This is a genomic window from Gordonia sp. 852002-50395_SCH5434458 (genome assembly GCF_001665905.1).
GTDB lineage: Bacteria > Actinomycetota > Actinomycetes > Mycobacteriales > Mycobacteriaceae > Gordonia > Gordonia jacobaea.
The window spans coordinates 67,136-83,977 of sequence record NZ_LZTC01000098.1; the positions used below are offsets into that span (position 1 = coordinate 67,136).

Annotated in this window: 18 protein-coding genes; 9 read left to right on the top strand and 9 right to left on the bottom strand. The window is 64.6% G+C overall.

Annotation, left to right across the window (positions count from 1 at the left end; translation table 11 throughout):
• Positions 1-30 precede the first annotated feature (30 nt).
• From A5785_RS21175 to A5785_RS21185, 3 genes are read right to left on the bottom strand one after another with little or no spacing between them, the layout of a single operon-like run.
• Positions 31-597, bottom strand: coding sequence for a MarR family winged helix-turn-helix transcriptional regulator (locus tag A5785_RS21175; protein WP_064869092.1), 567 nt, complete (start codon positions 595-597; stop codon positions 31-33).
• 25 nt (positions 598-622) lie between these two features.
• Entirely contained in the window at positions 623-949 is a 327-nt protein-coding gene (locus A5785_RS21180) for a DUF6114 domain-containing protein (protein ID WP_064869089.1), read from the bottom strand.
• Positions 943-1,452 carry a DUF6230 family protein gene (locus tag A5785_RS21185; RefSeq protein ID WP_064869086.1) on the bottom strand — a complete coding sequence of 170 codons (510 nt, stop codon included), beginning with the start codon at positions 1,450-1,452 and terminating at the stop codon, positions 943-945. Before A5785_RS21185 ends, A5785_RS21180 begins: the two co-directional genes overlap by 7 nt.
• 245 nt (positions 1,453-1,697) lie before the next feature.
• Between A5785_RS21185 and A5785_RS21190 the strand changes: the two genes are divergently transcribed.
• The gene (locus A5785_RS21190) at positions 1,698-2,525 is read left to right on the top strand and encodes an SDR family oxidoreductase (protein WP_064869083.1); all 828 of its coding nucleotides are present in this window, start codon (positions 1,698-1,700) and stop codon (positions 2,523-2,525) included.
• Positions 2,526-2,538: 13 nt separating this feature from the next.
• On the opposite strand, the gene A5785_RS21195 is transcribed toward A5785_RS21190, so the two are convergent.
• The 6 genes from A5785_RS21195 to A5785_RS21220 form a co-directional block, all read right to left on the bottom strand.
• Positions 2,539-4,122, bottom strand: coding sequence for a polyamine aminopropyltransferase (locus A5785_RS21195; RefSeq protein WP_064869080.1), 1,584 nt, complete (start codon positions 4,120-4,122; stop codon positions 2,539-2,541).
• Positions 4,119-4,550 carry a DUF350 domain-containing protein gene (locus tag A5785_RS21200; RefSeq protein WP_152929994.1) on the bottom strand — a complete coding sequence of 144 codons (432 nt, stop codon included), beginning with the start codon at positions 4,548-4,550 and terminating at the stop codon, positions 4,119-4,121. The genes A5785_RS21195 and A5785_RS21200 overlap by 4 nt, the downstream gene beginning before the upstream one ends.
• A 72-nt stretch (positions 4,551-4,622) precedes the next feature.
• On the bottom strand, positions 4,623-5,186 hold the full coding sequence (locus tag A5785_RS21205) for a DUF4247 domain-containing protein (protein ID WP_082946627.1): 564 nt from the start codon (positions 5,184-5,186) through the stop codon (positions 4,623-4,625).
• A 34-nt stretch (positions 5,187-5,220) separates the two neighbouring features.
• Positions 5,221-5,748, bottom strand: coding sequence for a DUF2617 family protein (locus tag A5785_RS21210; RefSeq protein WP_064869076.1), 528 nt, complete (start codon positions 5,746-5,748; stop codon positions 5,221-5,223).
• Positions 5,745-6,380, bottom strand: a complete 636-nt coding sequence (locus tag A5785_RS21215) for a DUF4178 domain-containing protein (protein ID WP_049697599.1) — start codon at positions 6,378-6,380, stop codon at positions 5,745-5,747. Before A5785_RS21215 ends, A5785_RS21210 begins: the two co-directional genes overlap by 4 nt.
• A 131-nt stretch (positions 6,381-6,511) precedes the next feature.
• A complete protein-coding gene (locus tag A5785_RS21220) occupies positions 6,512-7,714 on the bottom strand; it encodes a hypothetical protein (RefSeq protein ID WP_064869073.1) in 1,203 nt (400 codons plus the stop codon).
• A 328-nt stretch (positions 7,715-8,042) separates the two neighbouring features.
• Between A5785_RS21220 and A5785_RS21225 the strand changes: the two genes are divergently transcribed.
• The 8 genes from A5785_RS21225 (at position 8,043) to A5785_RS21260 (ending at position 16,801) form a co-directional block, all read left to right on the top strand.
• Positions 8,043-8,819, top strand: a complete 777-nt coding sequence (locus A5785_RS21225) for an ABC transporter ATP-binding protein (protein ID WP_049697601.1) — start codon at positions 8,043-8,045, stop codon at positions 8,817-8,819.
• Positions 8,819-9,715, top strand: a complete 897-nt coding sequence (locus tag A5785_RS21230) for an ABC transporter permease (RefSeq protein ID WP_442902871.1) — start codon at positions 8,819-8,821, stop codon at positions 9,713-9,715. Before A5785_RS21225 ends, A5785_RS21230 begins: the two co-directional genes overlap by 1 nt.
• Positions 9,716-9,743: 28 nt before the next feature.
• Positions 9,744-10,787 (top strand): isopenicillin N synthase family dioxygenase, encoded by a 1,044-nt coding sequence (locus tag A5785_RS21235; protein ID WP_064869071.1) that lies wholly within the window; start codon positions 9,744-9,746, stop codon positions 10,785-10,787.
• A gap of 13 nt (positions 10,788-10,800) precedes the next feature.
• On the top strand, positions 10,801-11,457 hold the full coding sequence (locus tag A5785_RS21240; RefSeq protein WP_049697604.1) for a GntR family transcriptional regulator: 657 nt from the start codon (positions 10,801-10,803) through the stop codon (positions 11,455-11,457).
• A gap of 116 nt (positions 11,458-11,573) precedes the next feature.
• Positions 11,574-12,740, top strand: coding sequence for an alkaline phosphatase family protein (locus A5785_RS21245; RefSeq protein WP_082937888.1), 1,167 nt, complete (start codon positions 11,574-11,576; stop codon positions 12,738-12,740).
• Positions 12,741-12,928: 188 nt separating this feature from the next.
• On the top strand, positions 12,929-14,554 hold the full coding sequence (gene groL, locus A5785_RS21250) for a chaperonin GroEL (RefSeq protein WP_007238086.1): 1,626 nt from the start codon (positions 12,929-12,931) through the stop codon (positions 14,552-14,554).
• A 365-nt stretch (positions 14,555-14,919) separates the two neighbouring features.
• Positions 14,920-16,035: a linear amide C-N hydrolase gene (locus A5785_RS21255; RefSeq protein WP_082937887.1), complete on the top strand. Its 1,116-nt coding sequence runs from the start codon at positions 14,920-14,922 to the stop codon at positions 16,033-16,035.
• Positions 16,036-16,132: 97 nt separating this feature from the next.
• A complete protein-coding gene (locus A5785_RS21260) occupies positions 16,133-16,801 on the top strand; it encodes a DsbA family oxidoreductase (protein ID WP_064869067.1) in 669 nt (222 codons plus the stop codon).
• Positions 16,802-16,842 lie beyond the last annotated feature (41 nt).

Below are 16,842 nucleotides of genomic sequence, written 5' to 3' on the forward strand. Positions count from 1 at the left end.
CAACTGCCGATCTCGCGGTGGCGCGTCAGGTCAATTGCGGCCGCGAACGTCGAACTGGCGGCGGTTGGTGATGAGCTTGTCGAGCAGGAGGATCAAGATGCGCTGCTCGGCTTCGGTGAGTGCTCCTGCCCAAGCGAATTCGCGTTCGTTGTGCTCGGTGAAGACCTGCTCGATGGTGACCCGACCGTGATCGGTCAGCGACAGCTGGACCGATCGCCCGTCGTGCTCGTCGGGTCGGCGTCGTAGCAGGTCGGCGGACTCCAGCGTCTTGGTCAGATTGGAGACCGCTGCGCGACTCATACCGGTCAGGCGCGCTGCGGTCTTGGGCTCAACGGGTCCGGCGAGCCACACGACGAACATCAACCGGAACGCCGACCAGGACAAACCGTGGGGCCGGTGGACGGCAGACTCCAGATCGTAGGTCACCACGTTGGCCGCGCGATTGAGGGTGAGTAGCACCTGGGTGGCCAGCAGATACTCGGGGCCGACCTCCTCGGAGAGGCGCCGCTGGGCAAGCTCGATGAACGACCAGAAGTCGAGATCATCGGGGCCAGACTCGTGCTCCCGACTGCCCTGCTCTGGTTGGTCCACGGTCATGAGGCCAACTGTAGTGCCAATGTATTTAGTTCATGGATAAATCAGTTGCGGTGTCGTCGACGGCCCGGTCCGGCGTCGACACCAGCGTCAACGCCGCCACACCAGCCGGCACCCGGGCTGCGGCATTGGTCACAACCGATATCGCGCAGACCGCCATCAGCGCCGCCAGTAGTGCTGTGGACACGCCCGCGATCGTCGAAATGGTCACCAGCACATCGCCGATGTGCAGCGAAGTGATTGCGGGCAACGCGAGAAAGGCTGCCGAGAACGCCAACCAGACGCCACCGGCGAAGGGGCGTAGACGTCGCCAAAGCGCAAACCGTTCGCGCCTGGAGCCGGCTGGGATCAGCATGTGCGCTCACCCTTGTCGATCGTGGCGCTAAAGTTGTCCAGCCGCAGCGATGATGCGCGGATGGCAGTCGCGGTGACGTGCGCGGCGACCAGAGCCGACGACTCCGCGATGATGGCCGAGGTGAGCTGCGCGGCGCGCGGATCGGTGGTCGAGACGTCGGCCCCGATGATCAAGTTCTTGATCCCGATCTGACCACCCAGCGAATCGGCGTCGAGGACAAGGTTTTCCGCGTGGGTACTGGGACCGGGTGCACGGATGATGAGCGTCGCATCACCGACGAGGGGGATGTTGTGGGCGGCCATGGCAAGGCAGAGATCGGTGAGAGTGGCGGTGCCGAGCCGGACGGCCATGACGGGTTTGCTGCCGATCGTCGCGGTGAAGGATTGCCCGGAGAGCGCGATATTCATCGGCAGGTCACCGCGGGCGATGCCGGTGCCCAACAGTGCGGCCGCCCCGAACCCGGCCACGAGCACCGTCGCTGCGACGCGTTTGCGAATGCGCACCTCGCGCCTCCCGTCACCCACTGTTGATGTGACTGAAGGTAACGCATACCTGCCGGTGGTGACCCCGGCGGGCCGTCCGGGCTTGCTCACACTGTCGGAGAATGGTGACACGTAACTCACTGAGAACTGGGTATGGCACAATCACGTCGACACGCCGAGTGAACGATCGGTCAATGTTCGGGTCGGCCACGCGGGCGGGCTGTTCATGACGATCACTGAGTTCACCAACATCACAGGAGGTCAGGATGGCTGATCAGGCATTCAAGGGGCGGACCGCCGTCATTTCCGGCGGCAGCCGAGGGATCGGCCTGGCGATCGCCACCGCACTCGGGGCGCGCGGGGCGAACATCGTGTTGCTGGCCAAGACCGATACCCCGCACCCCAAGTTGCCGGGCACCATCCACACTGCAGTCGAGGAGATCGTGGCCGCCGGCGGCGCTGCCACCGGTGTGGTCGGTGACGTCCGCAACGCCGACGACGTGGCGCGCGCGGCGCACATCGCCGCCGACACCTATGGCGGCGTCGACATCTGCATCAACAACGCGAGCGTGTTGAACCTGACGCCGACCGAAGAACTGCCGATAAACCGGTTCGATCTCATGCAGCAGGTCAACGTCCGAGGGACCTTCCTGCTCACCCAGAAGTGTCTTCCGTACCTGCGAAAGTCGCCGAATGCGCACGTGCTCACGCTGTCGCCGCCGCTCAACATGAGCGCAGCGTGGCTCGGCAAGCACCCCGGCTACATGCTGGCCAAGTACGGAATGACGCTTGCGGCAATGGGTTTCGCCGCCGAATATGCCGACGCCGCCGTTGCGAGCAACTGCCTGTGGCCGGAATCGACCATCGCAACCGCCGCGGTCCGCAACCTGCTCGGTGGTGACGAAGCCGTCGCGCACTCCCGATCGCCGCAGATCATGGCCGACGCCGCTGTCGCCGTGTTCTCCAAGGACTCCACGCAGACCGGCCGGTGCTACCTCGACGTCGAGGTACTGGCTGAGGACGGTGTCACCGACTTCTCGATCTACGGCGGGCAGGACCCGATCGAGTACGACATCTTCGTCGACCCGCGGTAGCCGTTCTCCCGGATCAGTAGGTGGCCCACTCGCCCTGGGCGTAGCGCAGGATCCGCGGGTCCATGAGGGTCGACGGTGGCATCTCGAGTGGCTGTCGGTCGAGTGGGAACACCGCGGCCGCAGACAGTTCGGCTTCGCTGAGGAAGCGCATCGGCCCCGGAGCGCGCAGGTGGAGCTTCGGGGGCGTGCCCTCATCGGCGAGAAAGAATCCCCAGTCGCCGAACGACGGGACGTCGACGTGGTACGGCGTCACGGCGAGCCCGGCAGAACGCAGCGTCGACCCGATGCACCAGTACGACTTCGGTGCGAAGTACGGTGAGCCGGACTGCACGACGATCCGCCCGCCCGGTGCGGAGTGGGCCTTCACGAGTGAGTAGAACTCGGTCGAATACAGCTTGGCCGTTGCTGATTCGTCTGCGTCGGGCATGTCGACGATGATCACGTCGTACCGCTCGTGCTGCTGTCGCAACCATGTGAAGGCGTCGGCGGTGACGATGTTCGCGCGCGGATCGTTCATGGAGTTGCGGTTCAACTCGAGCAGTCGGGAATCAGTGCGTGCGAGGTGAATCATCGCGGGATCGAGTTCGACGAGCGTCGGCCGAACACCGGGGTAGCGCAACACTTCTCGTAGGGCGAGGCCGTCGCCGCCACCGAGGACGAGTACCGACGCAGGCGTCGACCCGCCAACGCTGCTGCGGGCCACCGCGTCGGCCATCGCGGGGTGGACGAGTGCTTCGTGATAGCGGTACTCGTCGCTCGATGCGAACTGCAGGTCCCCGTTCAGATACAGCCGCGTATCGCGCCCGGAGCCGATGCGTCGCTCCGTGATCACGATGTCCTGATACTGCGTACGTTCTGCTGCGACGATCGGGTCTCGATACATCGCCTGACGAGCGGTCACCTCAAAACGGTCGGCATAGACCAGCGCGGCAACCAATACCGCGATCACCGCGACAGCGGCCACACTCAGCACAGCGAACCCGGTGCGCGTCAGCGACTTCCGAAACATCACGAAGACCAGGAAGCAGCCGGCGATGGCGTTGACGAGGCCGACGACGATCGCGCCGCGCAACTGTCCGAACACGGGCAGCAGTACGAACGGGAAGCACAGCCCGCCGATGAGTGCTCCGATGTAGTCGGCGGCGAACAGGTCGGCGACCGCAGAACCCGCCTCCTGCTTGCGAATACGCTGCAATAGCACCATCAGCAACGGAATCTCCGCGCCGATGAGCAGACCCAACACGAAAGCGACCACCACAAGGGCCTGGGTGTACAACGACAGATATGCGAACGCCGCGTACAGCGCCAGCACCGACAATCCGCCGAGTAGTGCGAGCGCGAGCTCGATGGCTGCGAACGCCGTGACCGCGTGGCGCTGTAGGGGTTTGGCTGCCAGCGAGCCGATGCCCATCGCGAAGACCATGACCGCCAAGACGATCGACGCCTGTGTTGCTGTGTTGCCGATCAGATACGAGCCGAGTGACACCAGCGCCAACTCGTACACGAGCCCGCATGCCGCGCAGACGAATACGACGGCGAGCAATCCGACACGGGCGAACCGTGATCGGGGAGCGGTGTGTTCGGCCAGCAGTGTCACAGTATGGCAGCGGCGATGATCACTGCGATGCCGACGTGCGAGATGCCGTGGACCCACACCGCGGGATGGCTTTCTGCCCCGATGACGATCTCACCGAGCTTGCCCGGGGTGAACAGGTCGATGACGAAGAACGTCGCGCACATCACCGCCAGACCGATCAGCGTGTAGATGACGGTGTAGGTCAACCCGACCGCGAGACGTCCCTCGCTCGCTGCGATCGCAGCGGTGACGATGATCGCGACGGCAATCAGATTGGAGCCGACGAGGATTCCCGCATTACGGTTCCGGTCGATCCACAGCTGATGACGCAGGTTGCCGGGCGTCAACGCGTCGATGACCGCAAAAGAGATCAGCATCAGCAAGACCCCGACACCCGCGTAGGCGGCGGCGTAGTAGGTGTTGGTGAGAATCGCGTCGGCCGAGATCATGTGTGTACTCCCGTGTCTGATGCTTGCTCTGGTCGGACTTCCGTGTGCTGGCACAAACTGCACCGCGGTGTCTTACTTTCCGGTTCCACTGCCACCGCCGCGGTTGGAGCTTCCCGACCCGGAGAAGTCGGGCGTCGGGACCCAATAGCCGCCGACGTAGCTGTGATAGTGGTTGTAGCCCGACCGGTAGTCGCGGCTGACCATCACCTTGGTTTTGTCTGCGGCATAAGGGAAAAGGCCGATCAGGTAGCCCGGGTACTGCAGAAACTGCGTACCTGCGACGTTGCCCGCCCCAGCAGTGTCGCCCGCGCGCTGGTCGGTGGGATTCTGGGCGGACGCGAGTTGTGCTGACACAGTCGACGGGTCACCATCGGCGATGTATGCGTCGACGTCGGACTCGTCGAGCGAACTGTCGCGCTGATAGTGCGACGTGACGTACGCCCGCGCGTCCCCTCCGCCCGATCCGCGAAATGCGCTGACCGCGCACGAGCCGAGCGCGATCAACGCGACGATCACGATGAGCGCGATGATCGTGTTGCGTATCCGCCGCAGCCTCCGGGTCGGATCAGCCTGGCCCTGTCCCCGTGGCCCGCCGGACCGGCAGGGTCCTTGCGGGCCACCCGGGCGCCAGGCCATTGCCCTCCCGGGTCGTCGCCTCCCGGCGGGTAGGTCATGACCGGACCGCCAGGGCGTCACGGTCGATTCGGCTCGACGTGACCACCACCTCGCCGGCCTGTGGATAGGTGTGCCAGGTGCGCCAGATGAGCGCGTCGTCGTCGGTGTCGGCGGTCACTGCCGTCACCGCGAGCTCGTTGCCGGGGAATCGCCCGAGGAGTGCGGGCAACCCGGCGCGCGCATGTCCTTCGACCTCGGATTCGATCTGCTCGAGCAGGTCGGCCATCGCATCGGAGCTGCACTCGATGATTCGCGACGAGAACACGTAACCGTCGGCCTGAAAGCTGTCCGGCAGTGCGGTGGTGATGTCTGGCAGGCAGGCGACCGTCTCGCACAGTTCGTGCGCGTCGTCGGTGATGACAATCTGATGGCTGGCACCGAGGAGTCGGATGGAGAACGTCAACGCCCCGATCGTGTGATCTGCCGCTGCGAGCGGCTCACGCTGCGCGGCGGTCAGCGAGAATCCGAGCTGACCTGCCCGGGTGTCGGAGAACGCGACGTCGAGGTCGGTGAACGGACTCACCGCTGCTCCGGGCCCGGATTCGACGGGTAGATCCGGTACTCCGAACGATCGAGCACCTGGCCGCGTGCGCATTCCCACCCGCTGCCGTAATCCTCGAAGGACAGCCTGTCGCCACCCGCTTCATAGTCGTGATAGCGCATCCGGCCGACCTGCGCCAGACCTGTCGTACCGAACGACGTGAACTGTGCTGAACCCGCTTCGTCGTTCGTATACCGCCGACCTTCGAGATCGACGTAAGCCGGTCCGGGGGTCACGGTCACGCCGCTGAGCTCCTGCCAGAGAACCACTTCGAGATCCGGATCGTCCTCCACCGAGATCCAGGCCTTCCGGCCGAGACCGGTGTCGAGGAAGTTCTCGGCCCACGAGAAGCCGTCCTGTGAGAGCTTGAGCGCGCCCCGGACCGCGAATGTCTCTCCGCGGATCTCGACGAGGTCGCCCGGTTTGAGCTGGCGAGGATCGCCGCGCACGGCGTCGTCGTCTGCGGTCGAGAAGGGATCACGCGGCTGGTACGTGCGCGAATACAGCGCGTCCCGCTCGGCTTGCTCGCGCTTTCGTTTGCTCAAGACGTTGAACACGAGCACGACGACGATGATCGCCAGCAGAGCGATGACGATGATCAGCAGGAATTCCATTGGTCAGAGGATAGTGCGTCGGGCCGGACATTCGGGGCACCCAGTGTCGGTACCGCGAATGACATCCAGCCCGACGCACCGTCGTTACCGAACCCCTGACCTACTGAACCCAGTTCTGCTGAACACCGGTCTTACTTGACGTTGGTGTCGATGAACTGGGTCGAGTACAGTTCGTTCGCGGGGATCTGCGCGGGCAGATCGGATCCGGAGTTGTTGAGCACCGGGATCAACTGATTGATCGACTCCTGCGCCTTCGCCATGTCGATGCCGCCCCACACACCCGCGGCGTCCGGGCCGATGACACCTTTCTCCTTGAGGATCTTGGCCGAGTACGACGCCTCGCCCTCGCTGTAGGTGCTGAACGAGACGTCCTGCGAAACCCAATCGGTGATGGTCTTGTTGATCGCGTCGGGCGAGTTCACGTAGTTCTTGCCGGTCTGCTGGATCATCGGGATCAGCTTCTGCAGGCAGGGAGTCAGCTTCTCCATCTTGTCGGGCCGCACACTCACATTCGACGCGTAGACGTCGTAACCGGCGTCGCGGACCATCGCGTAGGCGACGGGCTTGTCCCACGACGGGGTCTCATGCTCGTAGGTGTACGGCTCGGAGTTCACGAAGCCCTGCTGCGCGATCGACGGGTCACCGACGAATCGTGCTGGCGCGCCGTCGTATCCGGTGTCGAGCTGGCTCTGCTTCAGTAGCCCCTTGGCCACCAGCCATTGCGGGAACACCTGCTCCTTCGACACGACGACGGTGGCGTCGGACTTGCCGATGTCGGCGATGGTGCGCCAGTCGGGGTGCTTTTCCGGGTCCCACATCAGGATCGACGGGTTGTACTGCAGGAGTGGCGTCAGTGCTACGACCCGCTGCTTCGAGGCAGCTGAGACGAGCTGGTCGCCGTGGACGAGTCCGAGGTCGATGCTGTCGTCGGCGTGCATCACCGAGGGCACCGACTGGAATCCGATCGCGGGACCGCCCGCCCGCAGGGTGATGTCGACGCCGGTGTCCTTGCCGTCGTAGGCGAGCGGGCCGGTGGCCGACTTCTGATTCGCGTCGACGGTGTATCCGGGGCCCATCAGCCCGATCACGCCGGCCATATCCGACTGCGGCTGCCACTGGAGTTGCACCACAACATTTTTCGGGCAGACGGACGCGAGGTTGTATTCGGCCGGTGCGGACGGCAGCGACTGCGCCGAGCTAGACGACGTCGACGACGAGTCGGTGCACCCGGCGAGTGCGGCGACACACGCGGAGGCGGTTGCCGCTACGACGGCTGCGCGTACTGACAGTCTGCGACGTCGCGAGGCGACGTGGGACGGCGAAGCTTTGGACACGGTGGAACTCCTCTTGCGGAAGGGTGAACGAGACCGACGACGCCGGCCCCTGGAGTGGATTACATGTAAATGTAGGGGCTGCTGGTGGATCGCGCGAGTCTGGTGCATGTAGCGCCGATTGGCCGGTCTGGCATCGGAAAACTTCTTCTGACATGCGCTTTGATAGTGTCTCACCTGCGTGTACCGGGTTCGAGCCCGCGGTTCTGTCACATATTGTTTACGTCGGGACACGCGAGCGCAATGCATGTAACCAACAATCAGAAAGCGGAGTAAGTCCGACTCTTACATGTAGGCGCTCCCATGTGCCGTGGCTCTGATGGATGTACACATGAACCTGATCGACACCGTCAACGACACTGACGCGAGGCATCTCACGAAGGGTGTGATGATCTCGGCGTCGGGAGTATCCAAGCAGTTCGATTCCGGCACAATCGCTCTCGCCGACGTCGACCTCGACATCGCGCGTGGCGACTTCGTCGCGATCGTCGGTCCCTCCGGCTGTGGCAAATCGACGCTCCTGCGCATGGCTGCGGGATTGGAGGCGCCGACAACCGGTAGCGTCGCGCTGGCCACCGATTCGGTCGGCGTGATCTTCCAGGAACCCACATTGCTGCCGTGGCGTTCTGTGCAGGCCAACGTCGAACTATGTGCCGAGATCGCGGGTGAGTCACGTTCGGAGCGTCGGGAACGTGCTGCCGCGGCCATCGATGCCGTGGGCCTCGCCGGCTTCGAGAAGCAACTCCCGCGCACGCTCTCGGGCGGCATGAAGATGCGAGTCTCGTTGGCGCGCATGCTCACCAAAGAACCTGAGGTGATGTTGCTCGACGAGCCGTTCGGTGCGCTCGACGAGATGACTCGCCTCGACATGCAGGCAGAACTGTTGCGGCTGTACGGCGATCGGGGATTCACCGCGCTGTTCATCACCCACTCGATGCCCGAGGCGGTGTTCCTCGCCAACCGGGTGATCGTGATGTCGGCCCGACCGGGCCGAATCGCCGCGGACATCCGCATCGACCTTCCTTATCCCCGTCAACCCGACGTGCGCTTCGACCCGGCTTTCACGTCGTACGTCGCCGCGATCTCCGAAACACTCCGAGGTGCCTGATGACCATCATATCGACTGCAATGACACAAGATTCGACGTCGAGCACCGCTGTCACCACAGCGTCGCCCGCTCCCTCGGCCTCGGGAACCGCGCCGGGCGGTAAGGCAACATCGTCGACGAGAACGCGGCTACGCACAGCGGTGCGCATGGTCGCACCGCCCGCGGTGTCTCTCGCTGCGGCGATCGGACTCTGGTACCTGGTCAGCATGGTGATCCTCTCTCCGCAGCGGCGATTCCTCCTTCCGCCGCCGCACGAGGTGTTGACCAACTCGTTGCTCGACAAGGCTCACGTCAACCCGATGCTGGAGGCACTCTGGGTCACCGCGAAGGTGAGCCTCGTCGGGTTCCTCTTCGCCGCTGTCATCGGCATCGCGATCGGCGTGCTGATGAGCCGCGGCTCTCTGATGGAGCGCGCGATCTACCCGTGGGCCGTTGTGCTGCAGGTCATTCCGGTACTCGCGATCGTCCCGCTGATCGGTCTGTGGTTCGGGTACGGCATGGTGGCACGCACCATCGTGTGTGTCATCATCGCGATCTTCCCGATCATCGCCAACACCCACTTCGGGCTCACCTCCGTCGACCGCGGCATGCACGAGCTGTTCACGCTGTCGAAGGCCTCACGCACCCAGCGATTGGTGAAACTCGAGTTCCCCGCGGCACTTCCGGCGATGATGACCGGATTCCGCACGGCGTCGGGGCTCGTGGTGGTCGGCGCGATCATCGGCGACATGTTCTTCGCGAAGGGCGAACCGGGAATCGGGACCCTGCTCGACGTCTACCGCGCGCGACTGCAATCCGACGATCTCATCGCGGCCATCGTGCTCGCGTCGTTGTTCGGCATCGCCGTCTTTGCGGTGTTCAGCATGCTCAACGCCGCCGTCGCACGCCGCCGCTAGCCGCCGACTCTCACAAGGAACTCCAGACATGTTCACCGTTCCCATCATCGACATCTCGCCCTACGCCGACCCGCAGAGCACGCCAGAACAACGAGCACAGGTGGCACGTCAACTCGACGAGGCCTCTGCCACAGTCGGATTCATGCAAATCGTCGGACACGGAATCTCCCAGAGCGTCGTCGACGGTCTCACCGAGGCCCTCGACGCGTTCTATGCACTCCCGCTCGACGTGAAGAAGAACTGCGTGCGGCCGGGTGCCAATCGTGGCTACAGTCCGCCCAAGAGCGAGTCGCTGAGCATGAGTCTCGGTGTGGCAGCGGCGAACCAGATGAACGACTTCTATGAGGCGTTCACGGTCGGCTCGGAGCAATCCTGGTATGCGGCAACGGATCTTCCCGAGTCCAGCTATCCCGACAACACCTGGCCCGATGACGCGGTGGCGAGCTTCCGGCCGGCAGTCGAGGAGTGGTTTTCCCAGGCGCGAGGCGTGTCACGAATCCTGTTGCGTGCCTTCACCGAAGCGCTCGGACTTCCGGATGGCTACTTCGATGCGCTCACCGATCACTCGATCGACGCGTTGAAGATGAACAACTACACGCTGCCCGAAGGCGAGATCGAACTCGCGGGCGAGTTGACCGGGATGGGCGCCCACACCGACTTCGGCATCCTCACCGTGCTCTGGGCCGATCGTGTGCCGGGATTGCAGGTCCTTGATCGCGACGGCATCTGGCACGACGTGCAGCCCGAGCCCGGTGCTCTCATCGTGAACCTCGGCGACGCCATGGCCCTCTGGACCAATGATCGCTGGTTGTCGACCATCCATCGGGTCGATCCGCCCGTCGTCGACGGAAGGATCATCCGACGACGTTCCGCGGCCTTCTTCTTCGACGGCAACTTCGACGCCGTCATCGAAACACTGCCCGGATGCGCGCGCACAGATCAGCCCGGGTACCCGCCGATTACCGTCGCCGACAACATCAACGCCAAATTGGCCGGAATGAAACAGGGGGTCGCGCCACAGGCCGCTGATCGGGAGGCGCAGCGGCTGACGTCGGCGCACACGGCGCGATAGGGCGTTACGCTCGATGACCGTGACGGTTGGAGGCGGTGAGGGCGCATTGCTGACGCAGTCGGTGGTGCGCCGACTCCGCGACGAGATCTTCGCCGGGCAGATGGCCCCCGGCACCCCGCTGAGCGTGCCGGGACTCGCTGCGCGTCTCGAAGTGTCGCGCAGCCCGGTCCGCGAGGCGGTGCAGCAACTCGTCGTCGAAGGACTCGCCGAGTACACACCGCGTGTCGGCGCCAAGGTCGCCGCGCTCGACGAGGCGAGTCTGCGCCACGTCTTCGAGGTTCGCGAGGTGCTCGACGGTCTCGCCGCCCGCCAGGCCGTCGAACGCGTGACTTACGCCGAGATCGACGACCTGTGGGAGCAGGTGCGCACTCAGGAGGCCCTGCTCGCCGAGGCCGCAGATCATCACCGAGACTCCCAACTCGACCTCGACTTCCACACCGCGGTGCGGTCCCTGTCGGGCAACAAACCGCTGTGCGACGCGTTGTTCAAACTCGACACGCAGTCGCACCTGTACCGCTCCGATATGTGGCAGCACGACGTCAACCGACGTCTCGCGGTGGCAGAGCATCATCGAATCGTCAGTGCGCTGGAAGCAGGCGACGCCGCCGGGGCGCAGATCGCGGCACAGGCACACGCCGCCGGGGTCTTGGTTCGGTTGCTCAGATCGTGACGGGCGCAAGCGTGACGGGCGCAAGCGTGACGGGGACAGGCGCGACGGGGGCAGGCGAACTCACCGAGCTGCCGCCGCAGCTGTGGGGCGAGTACCCCGACACGCTCGCCGACGTGATGCCCTGGATCGGGCGGTCCCTCGGCGTCGACGCCCTCGGTGGCGATCTGCCGGCGGCAAGCGAGCGCAGTCGCCTCCCCGAACTCGACGCGGCGTCGGTGGTGCTGCTGCTCGTCGACGGCCTCGGCGAACGGCAACTCGCCGCCCACGCACACCTCGCACCGACACTCACCGGACTGCAGGGCACCGTGCTGCGGGCGGGCTTCCCGTCGACAACGGCGACATCGATCACCAGCCTGATGCGCGGCGAACCGGCAGGCGAGCACGGGATCATCGGCTACAGCTTCGTGCCGGACGACGCGGCCCGCAGTCACGGTCCGGCCCGCACGCTGAACATGCTGCGCTGGACACTCGACAGCGCCGACGGCCCGTCGGCCTACGACGTCTATCCGCCGACCGCACTTGCCCCGGGAGAAGGGGAGGGCGCGGTGGGCGCGCTCGAGCGGTCGGGGGTGCGCGTCTTTCAGGTGATGCCCGGCGAGTTCAAGGACACGGGCTTCACCTCCGTCGCCTCCGGTACCGCGGGCAGACATCTACCCGCCAAGGCTCCGGCCGAGGTTCGAGCAGGCATCACCACCGCGCTGACCAGAACGCTGCCCCGCTCACACCGGCCGCGAGTCGTCTACGCATATCTCGCCGACCTCGACACCGCCGGTCACATCTACGGTCCGGGCTCCGACCCCTGGTGCGATGCACTGCGAACCGTCGATTCCCTTGTCGCCGACGTCCTTACCGACCTTCCGTCCGACGCCACCCTCGTCGTGACCGGCGACCACGGGATGCTGCGCGCGGGAAAGGCCATCGACCTCGACGCCGAGCCTGCGTTGTCGGCGGGCGTCGCACGGATCGCGGGCGAGGCGCGAGTGCGCCACGTCTACGCGATCGACGGGGCCGTCGACGACGTCGCGGATGCCTGGCGCGATCTCCTCGGCGACGACGCGCACGTCGCGCCGCGCGAACAGGTTCTCGCCGAACACTGGTACGGACCCCGCACCGCCGATCGAACCGCTGCGCGAATCGGCGCTCTCGTCGTCGTGGCGAAGGACCGTACGGTGCTCACCCGACCGGCCGCTGAGCCGGGGGAGTCGCGCATGCTCGGGCACCACGGTGGCTGGACCGCCGATGAACTGCTGGTGCCGCTGCTGATCGGCAACGATCCCGCGTAGACCGCTCCTCACCGTTGACCTTGCACTCACCGGGGTCGAGTGCTAAAACGGACGTTGGCACTCACGGATCGTGAGTGCTAGGTCGGGACGGTGAGATCGGTACCGAATGACACACCGGTCGTCCGTCGCGGGCACCGAGTCCGGCCATACAAACCTAGTGTCACCCCCTATCGGAGGATCACTTACCCATGGCCAAGCAAATCGCGTTCGATGAAGAGGCCCGTCGCGGCCTCGAGCGGGGTCTCAACACCCTCGCCGACGCAGTCAAGGTGACTTTGGGACCCAAGGGTCGCAACGTCGTTCTGGAGAAGAAGTGGGGCGCCCCCACGATCACCAACGATGGCGTGTCCATCGCCAAGGAGATCGAGCTCGAGGACCCCTACGAGAAGATCGGTGCCGAGCTCGTCAAGGAGGTCGCCAAGAAGACTGACGACGTCGCTGGCGACGGCACCACCACCGCAACCGTTCTGGCTCAGGCACTCGTGCGTGAGGGTCTGCGCAACGTTGCCGCAGGCGCCAACCCGATGGGCCTCAAGCGCGGCATCGAGCAGGCTGTCGACGCCGTCACCGAGTCGCTGCTGAAGAGCGCCAAGGAGGTCGAGACCAAGGAGCAGATCGCTGCGACCGCTGGTATCTCGGCAGGCGACCCCTCGATCGGCGAGCTCATCGCCGAGGCGATGGACAAGGTCGGCAAGGAAGGCGTCATCACCGTCGAGGAGTCCAACACCTTCGGACTCCAGCTCGAGCTCACCGAGGGCATGCGCTTCGACAAGGGCTACATCTCGGGCTACTTCGTGACCGACCCCGAGCGCCAGGAAGCCGTCCTCGACGACCCGTACATCCTGCTCGTCTCGGGCAAGGTCTCGACCGTCAAGGATCTGCTCCCGCTGCTGGAGAAGGTCATCCAGTCGGGCAAGCCGCTGCTGATCATCGCCGAGGACGTCGAGGGCGAAGCCCTCTCGACCCTGGTGGTCAACAAGATCCGCGGCACCTTCAAGTCTGTTGCCGTCAAGGCTCCCGGCTTCGGTGACCGCCGCAAGGCCATGCTCGCCGACATCGCCATCCTCACCGGTGGCGAGGTCATCAGCGAAGAGGTCGGCCTCTCGCTGGAGGGTGCCGGTCTCGAGCAGCTCGGCCAGGCTCGCAAGGTCGTCGTCACCAAGGACGAGACCACCATCGTCGACGGCGCGGGCGACGCAGACGCCATCGCCGGACGCGTGTCGCAGATCCGCACCGAGATCGAGAACAGCGACTCCGACTACGACCGTGAGAAGCTGCAGGAGCGCCTGGCCAAGCTGGCCGGTGGCGTTGCAGTCATCAAGGCGGGCGCGGCCACCGAGGTCGAGCTCAAGGAGCGCAAGCACCGCATCGAGGACGCCGTCCGCAACGCGAAGGCTGCCGTCGAAGAGGGCATCGTCGCCGGTGGCGGCGTGGCTCTGCTGCAGTCCGAGCCTGCCATCGACTCGCTGACCCTCGAGGGCGACGAGGCGACCGGTACCAACATCGTGCGCGTCGCGCTGTCGGCTCCGGCCAAGCAGATCGCCGTCAACGCAGGGCTCGAGCCCGGCGTCGTCGCCGACAAGATCCTCAACTCGCCGCTGGGCACCGGCCTCAACGCCGCCACCGGCACCTACGAGGATCTCCTCGCCGCAGGCATCAACGACCCGGTCAAGGTCACCCGCTCGGCCCTGCAGAACGCAGCGTCGATCGCGGCTCTGTTCCTCACCACCGAGGCCGTCGTCGCCGACAAGCCCGAGAAGAACCCGGCCCCGGCCATGCCCGGCGCCGACGAGATGGGCGGAATGGGATTCTGATCCCGTCTACGACGGGGATGGGATTCTGATCTCGTCTTCGACGAGGATGGGATTCTGATCCCCACCGCTGCATAGCGAACACACCGAAGGCCGGTCACCCGAAAGGGTGGCCGGCCTTCGGCGTTCCCGTCGACCGGGCGCTGTATCCCGTCGAGTGGGCGCTGTATCCGGTCGAGTGGGCGCCGCATGACTGAATTCGAGACGCCGCGGAATGATTCTGAGACTTATCGCGCGCCGGGCTGATTCACGCGGCTACCGTGAAGTAAGCGACCCACGATTATTCGTGGGATGCTCGGATCGATATTTCGCACGTCGCGGTGAAGTGTCTCGTCGGTGTTGTCAACAACGAACGGAAGTGGATTCCTGTGTGTACACGGGTGATGTGGCCAGAGGCCAACGGTTCTGTGATCGTCGGCCGCAACATGGATTTCCACCAGGATCTCCACACCAATCTCTGGAAGCTCCCACGCGGCGTCGACCGTAATGATCGCGTCGAGGGAAAGCTGAAGTGGACGTCGAAGTACGGCAGTGTGATCGCCGGCGTCTACGACATCCTCTCGACCGACGGGGTCAACGAGAAAGGTCTGGCGGGCCACATCCTGTGGCTGGCCGAATCCGAGTACGGTGACCCCGACCCCGACCGCCCTCAGCTCGCGATGTCGGTGTGGCTGCAGTACTTCCTCGACAACTTCGCGTCGGTGGCAGAAGCCGTCCGGTGGGTAGAAGAAAACAACCCGCAGGTTATCCCCATGACGGACCCGACCGGCGGCAGCAAACCTGCGATCCACCTCGCGATCGATGACGCGACGGGCGATTCGGCGATCTTCGAGTACATCGACGGGAAGCTGGACGTGTATCACAGCGAGGACTACTGGGTGATGACGAATTCGCCCAGCTACGACCAACAACTCGAACTCGTGAAGAAGTATGAGGGTCTCGGCGGCGACCAACCCCTACCGGGTACATGCGCCGCTCCCGACCGTTTCGCGCGCGCCACCTTCTACGTGCACAACCAGCCAGAGCCGAAGTCGCGCGTGCAGGCCACCGCCGCCATGGCGAGCATTATCCGGAATGCTGCGCAGCCGTACCGGATTCCCGAACCCGGCAAGCCAGATGCGTCGACGACGCTGTGGCAGGTCGTCATCGACCTGACCAACCCGCGCTACATCTTCGAGTCCGTGACATGCCCGAACGTCGTGTGGGTCGATTTGAAGGACCTCGACTTCACCGAGGGTTCCGGCGACGCCAAGCTGGATCTGGTCAAAGGTCTCGCGGTCGAGAATGGGCTTTCGGGCAATGTGGCCCACAAGTTCGAAAAGCACAAGTTCCATATCGTTTCCATCGAGCAGGCAAAACTGATCGGCGAAGTAGCCGCCAAGGCAAAAGAAGGCTTGGACTCAACGAAGCCGATCGAGGATCGCATCAAGACGGTCCAGGAAAAGGTGGACGCAAAGCTCGCGGAATTCGTCGACGCGACGTGAGGCGGTGTGACCTGACAGGGTCACACGTTCCGTGCACATTCAGCGGTACCGGCGGCGCCGCGGAATGTGGCACCGACGCCTCGGCGTTGCACAGAACATGAGTACTTTACCCATCGACGTCTGGTCGGATATCGCTTGCCCGTGGTGCTACATCGGCAAGCGGAACCTCGACGCCGCGCTCGCGCTCCTCGACGACTCCGACGACGTCGACCCCAACGTCGTTTCTGTCGACTTCCACAGCTACCTACTCGCTCCCGACACACCGCCGGAGACAGACGCTCCCGAGATCGATTTCCTGGTGCAGAGCAAGGGAATGCCTGCCGATCAGGTCAGGCAGATGTTTGCCCACGTCACCCAGGTCGCTGCCGATGCCGGCCTGCACTACGACTTCGACATCGCGCGCCACGCCAACACCCGCAAGGCCCACGAACTGCTGCACTACGCCAAAAGTGTTGGCCGGCAGGCTGATATGGCCGAGCGTCTGTTCGCCGCACACTTCACCGAAGGAAAGCACATCGGCGGCATCGACGAACTCGCCGACCTTGCGGCCGAGATCGGTCTCGACCGAGACGACGTCGAAAAGGCTTTGCGCGCAGGGACGTACGCGGACGCCGTCGACGCCGACCTCGACCAGGCGAGTGCCTACGGAATCAGCGGTGTGCCGTTCTTCGTGATCGACGGTCGCTACGGCGTCTCGGGTGCTCAACCGCCCGAGGTGCTCGCGCAGGCCATCGGCCAGGTCCTCGCCGAGCGCGCTGAAACCTAGAACTCGTTACATTGATTCACCAATGTAATCCGATCGAATCA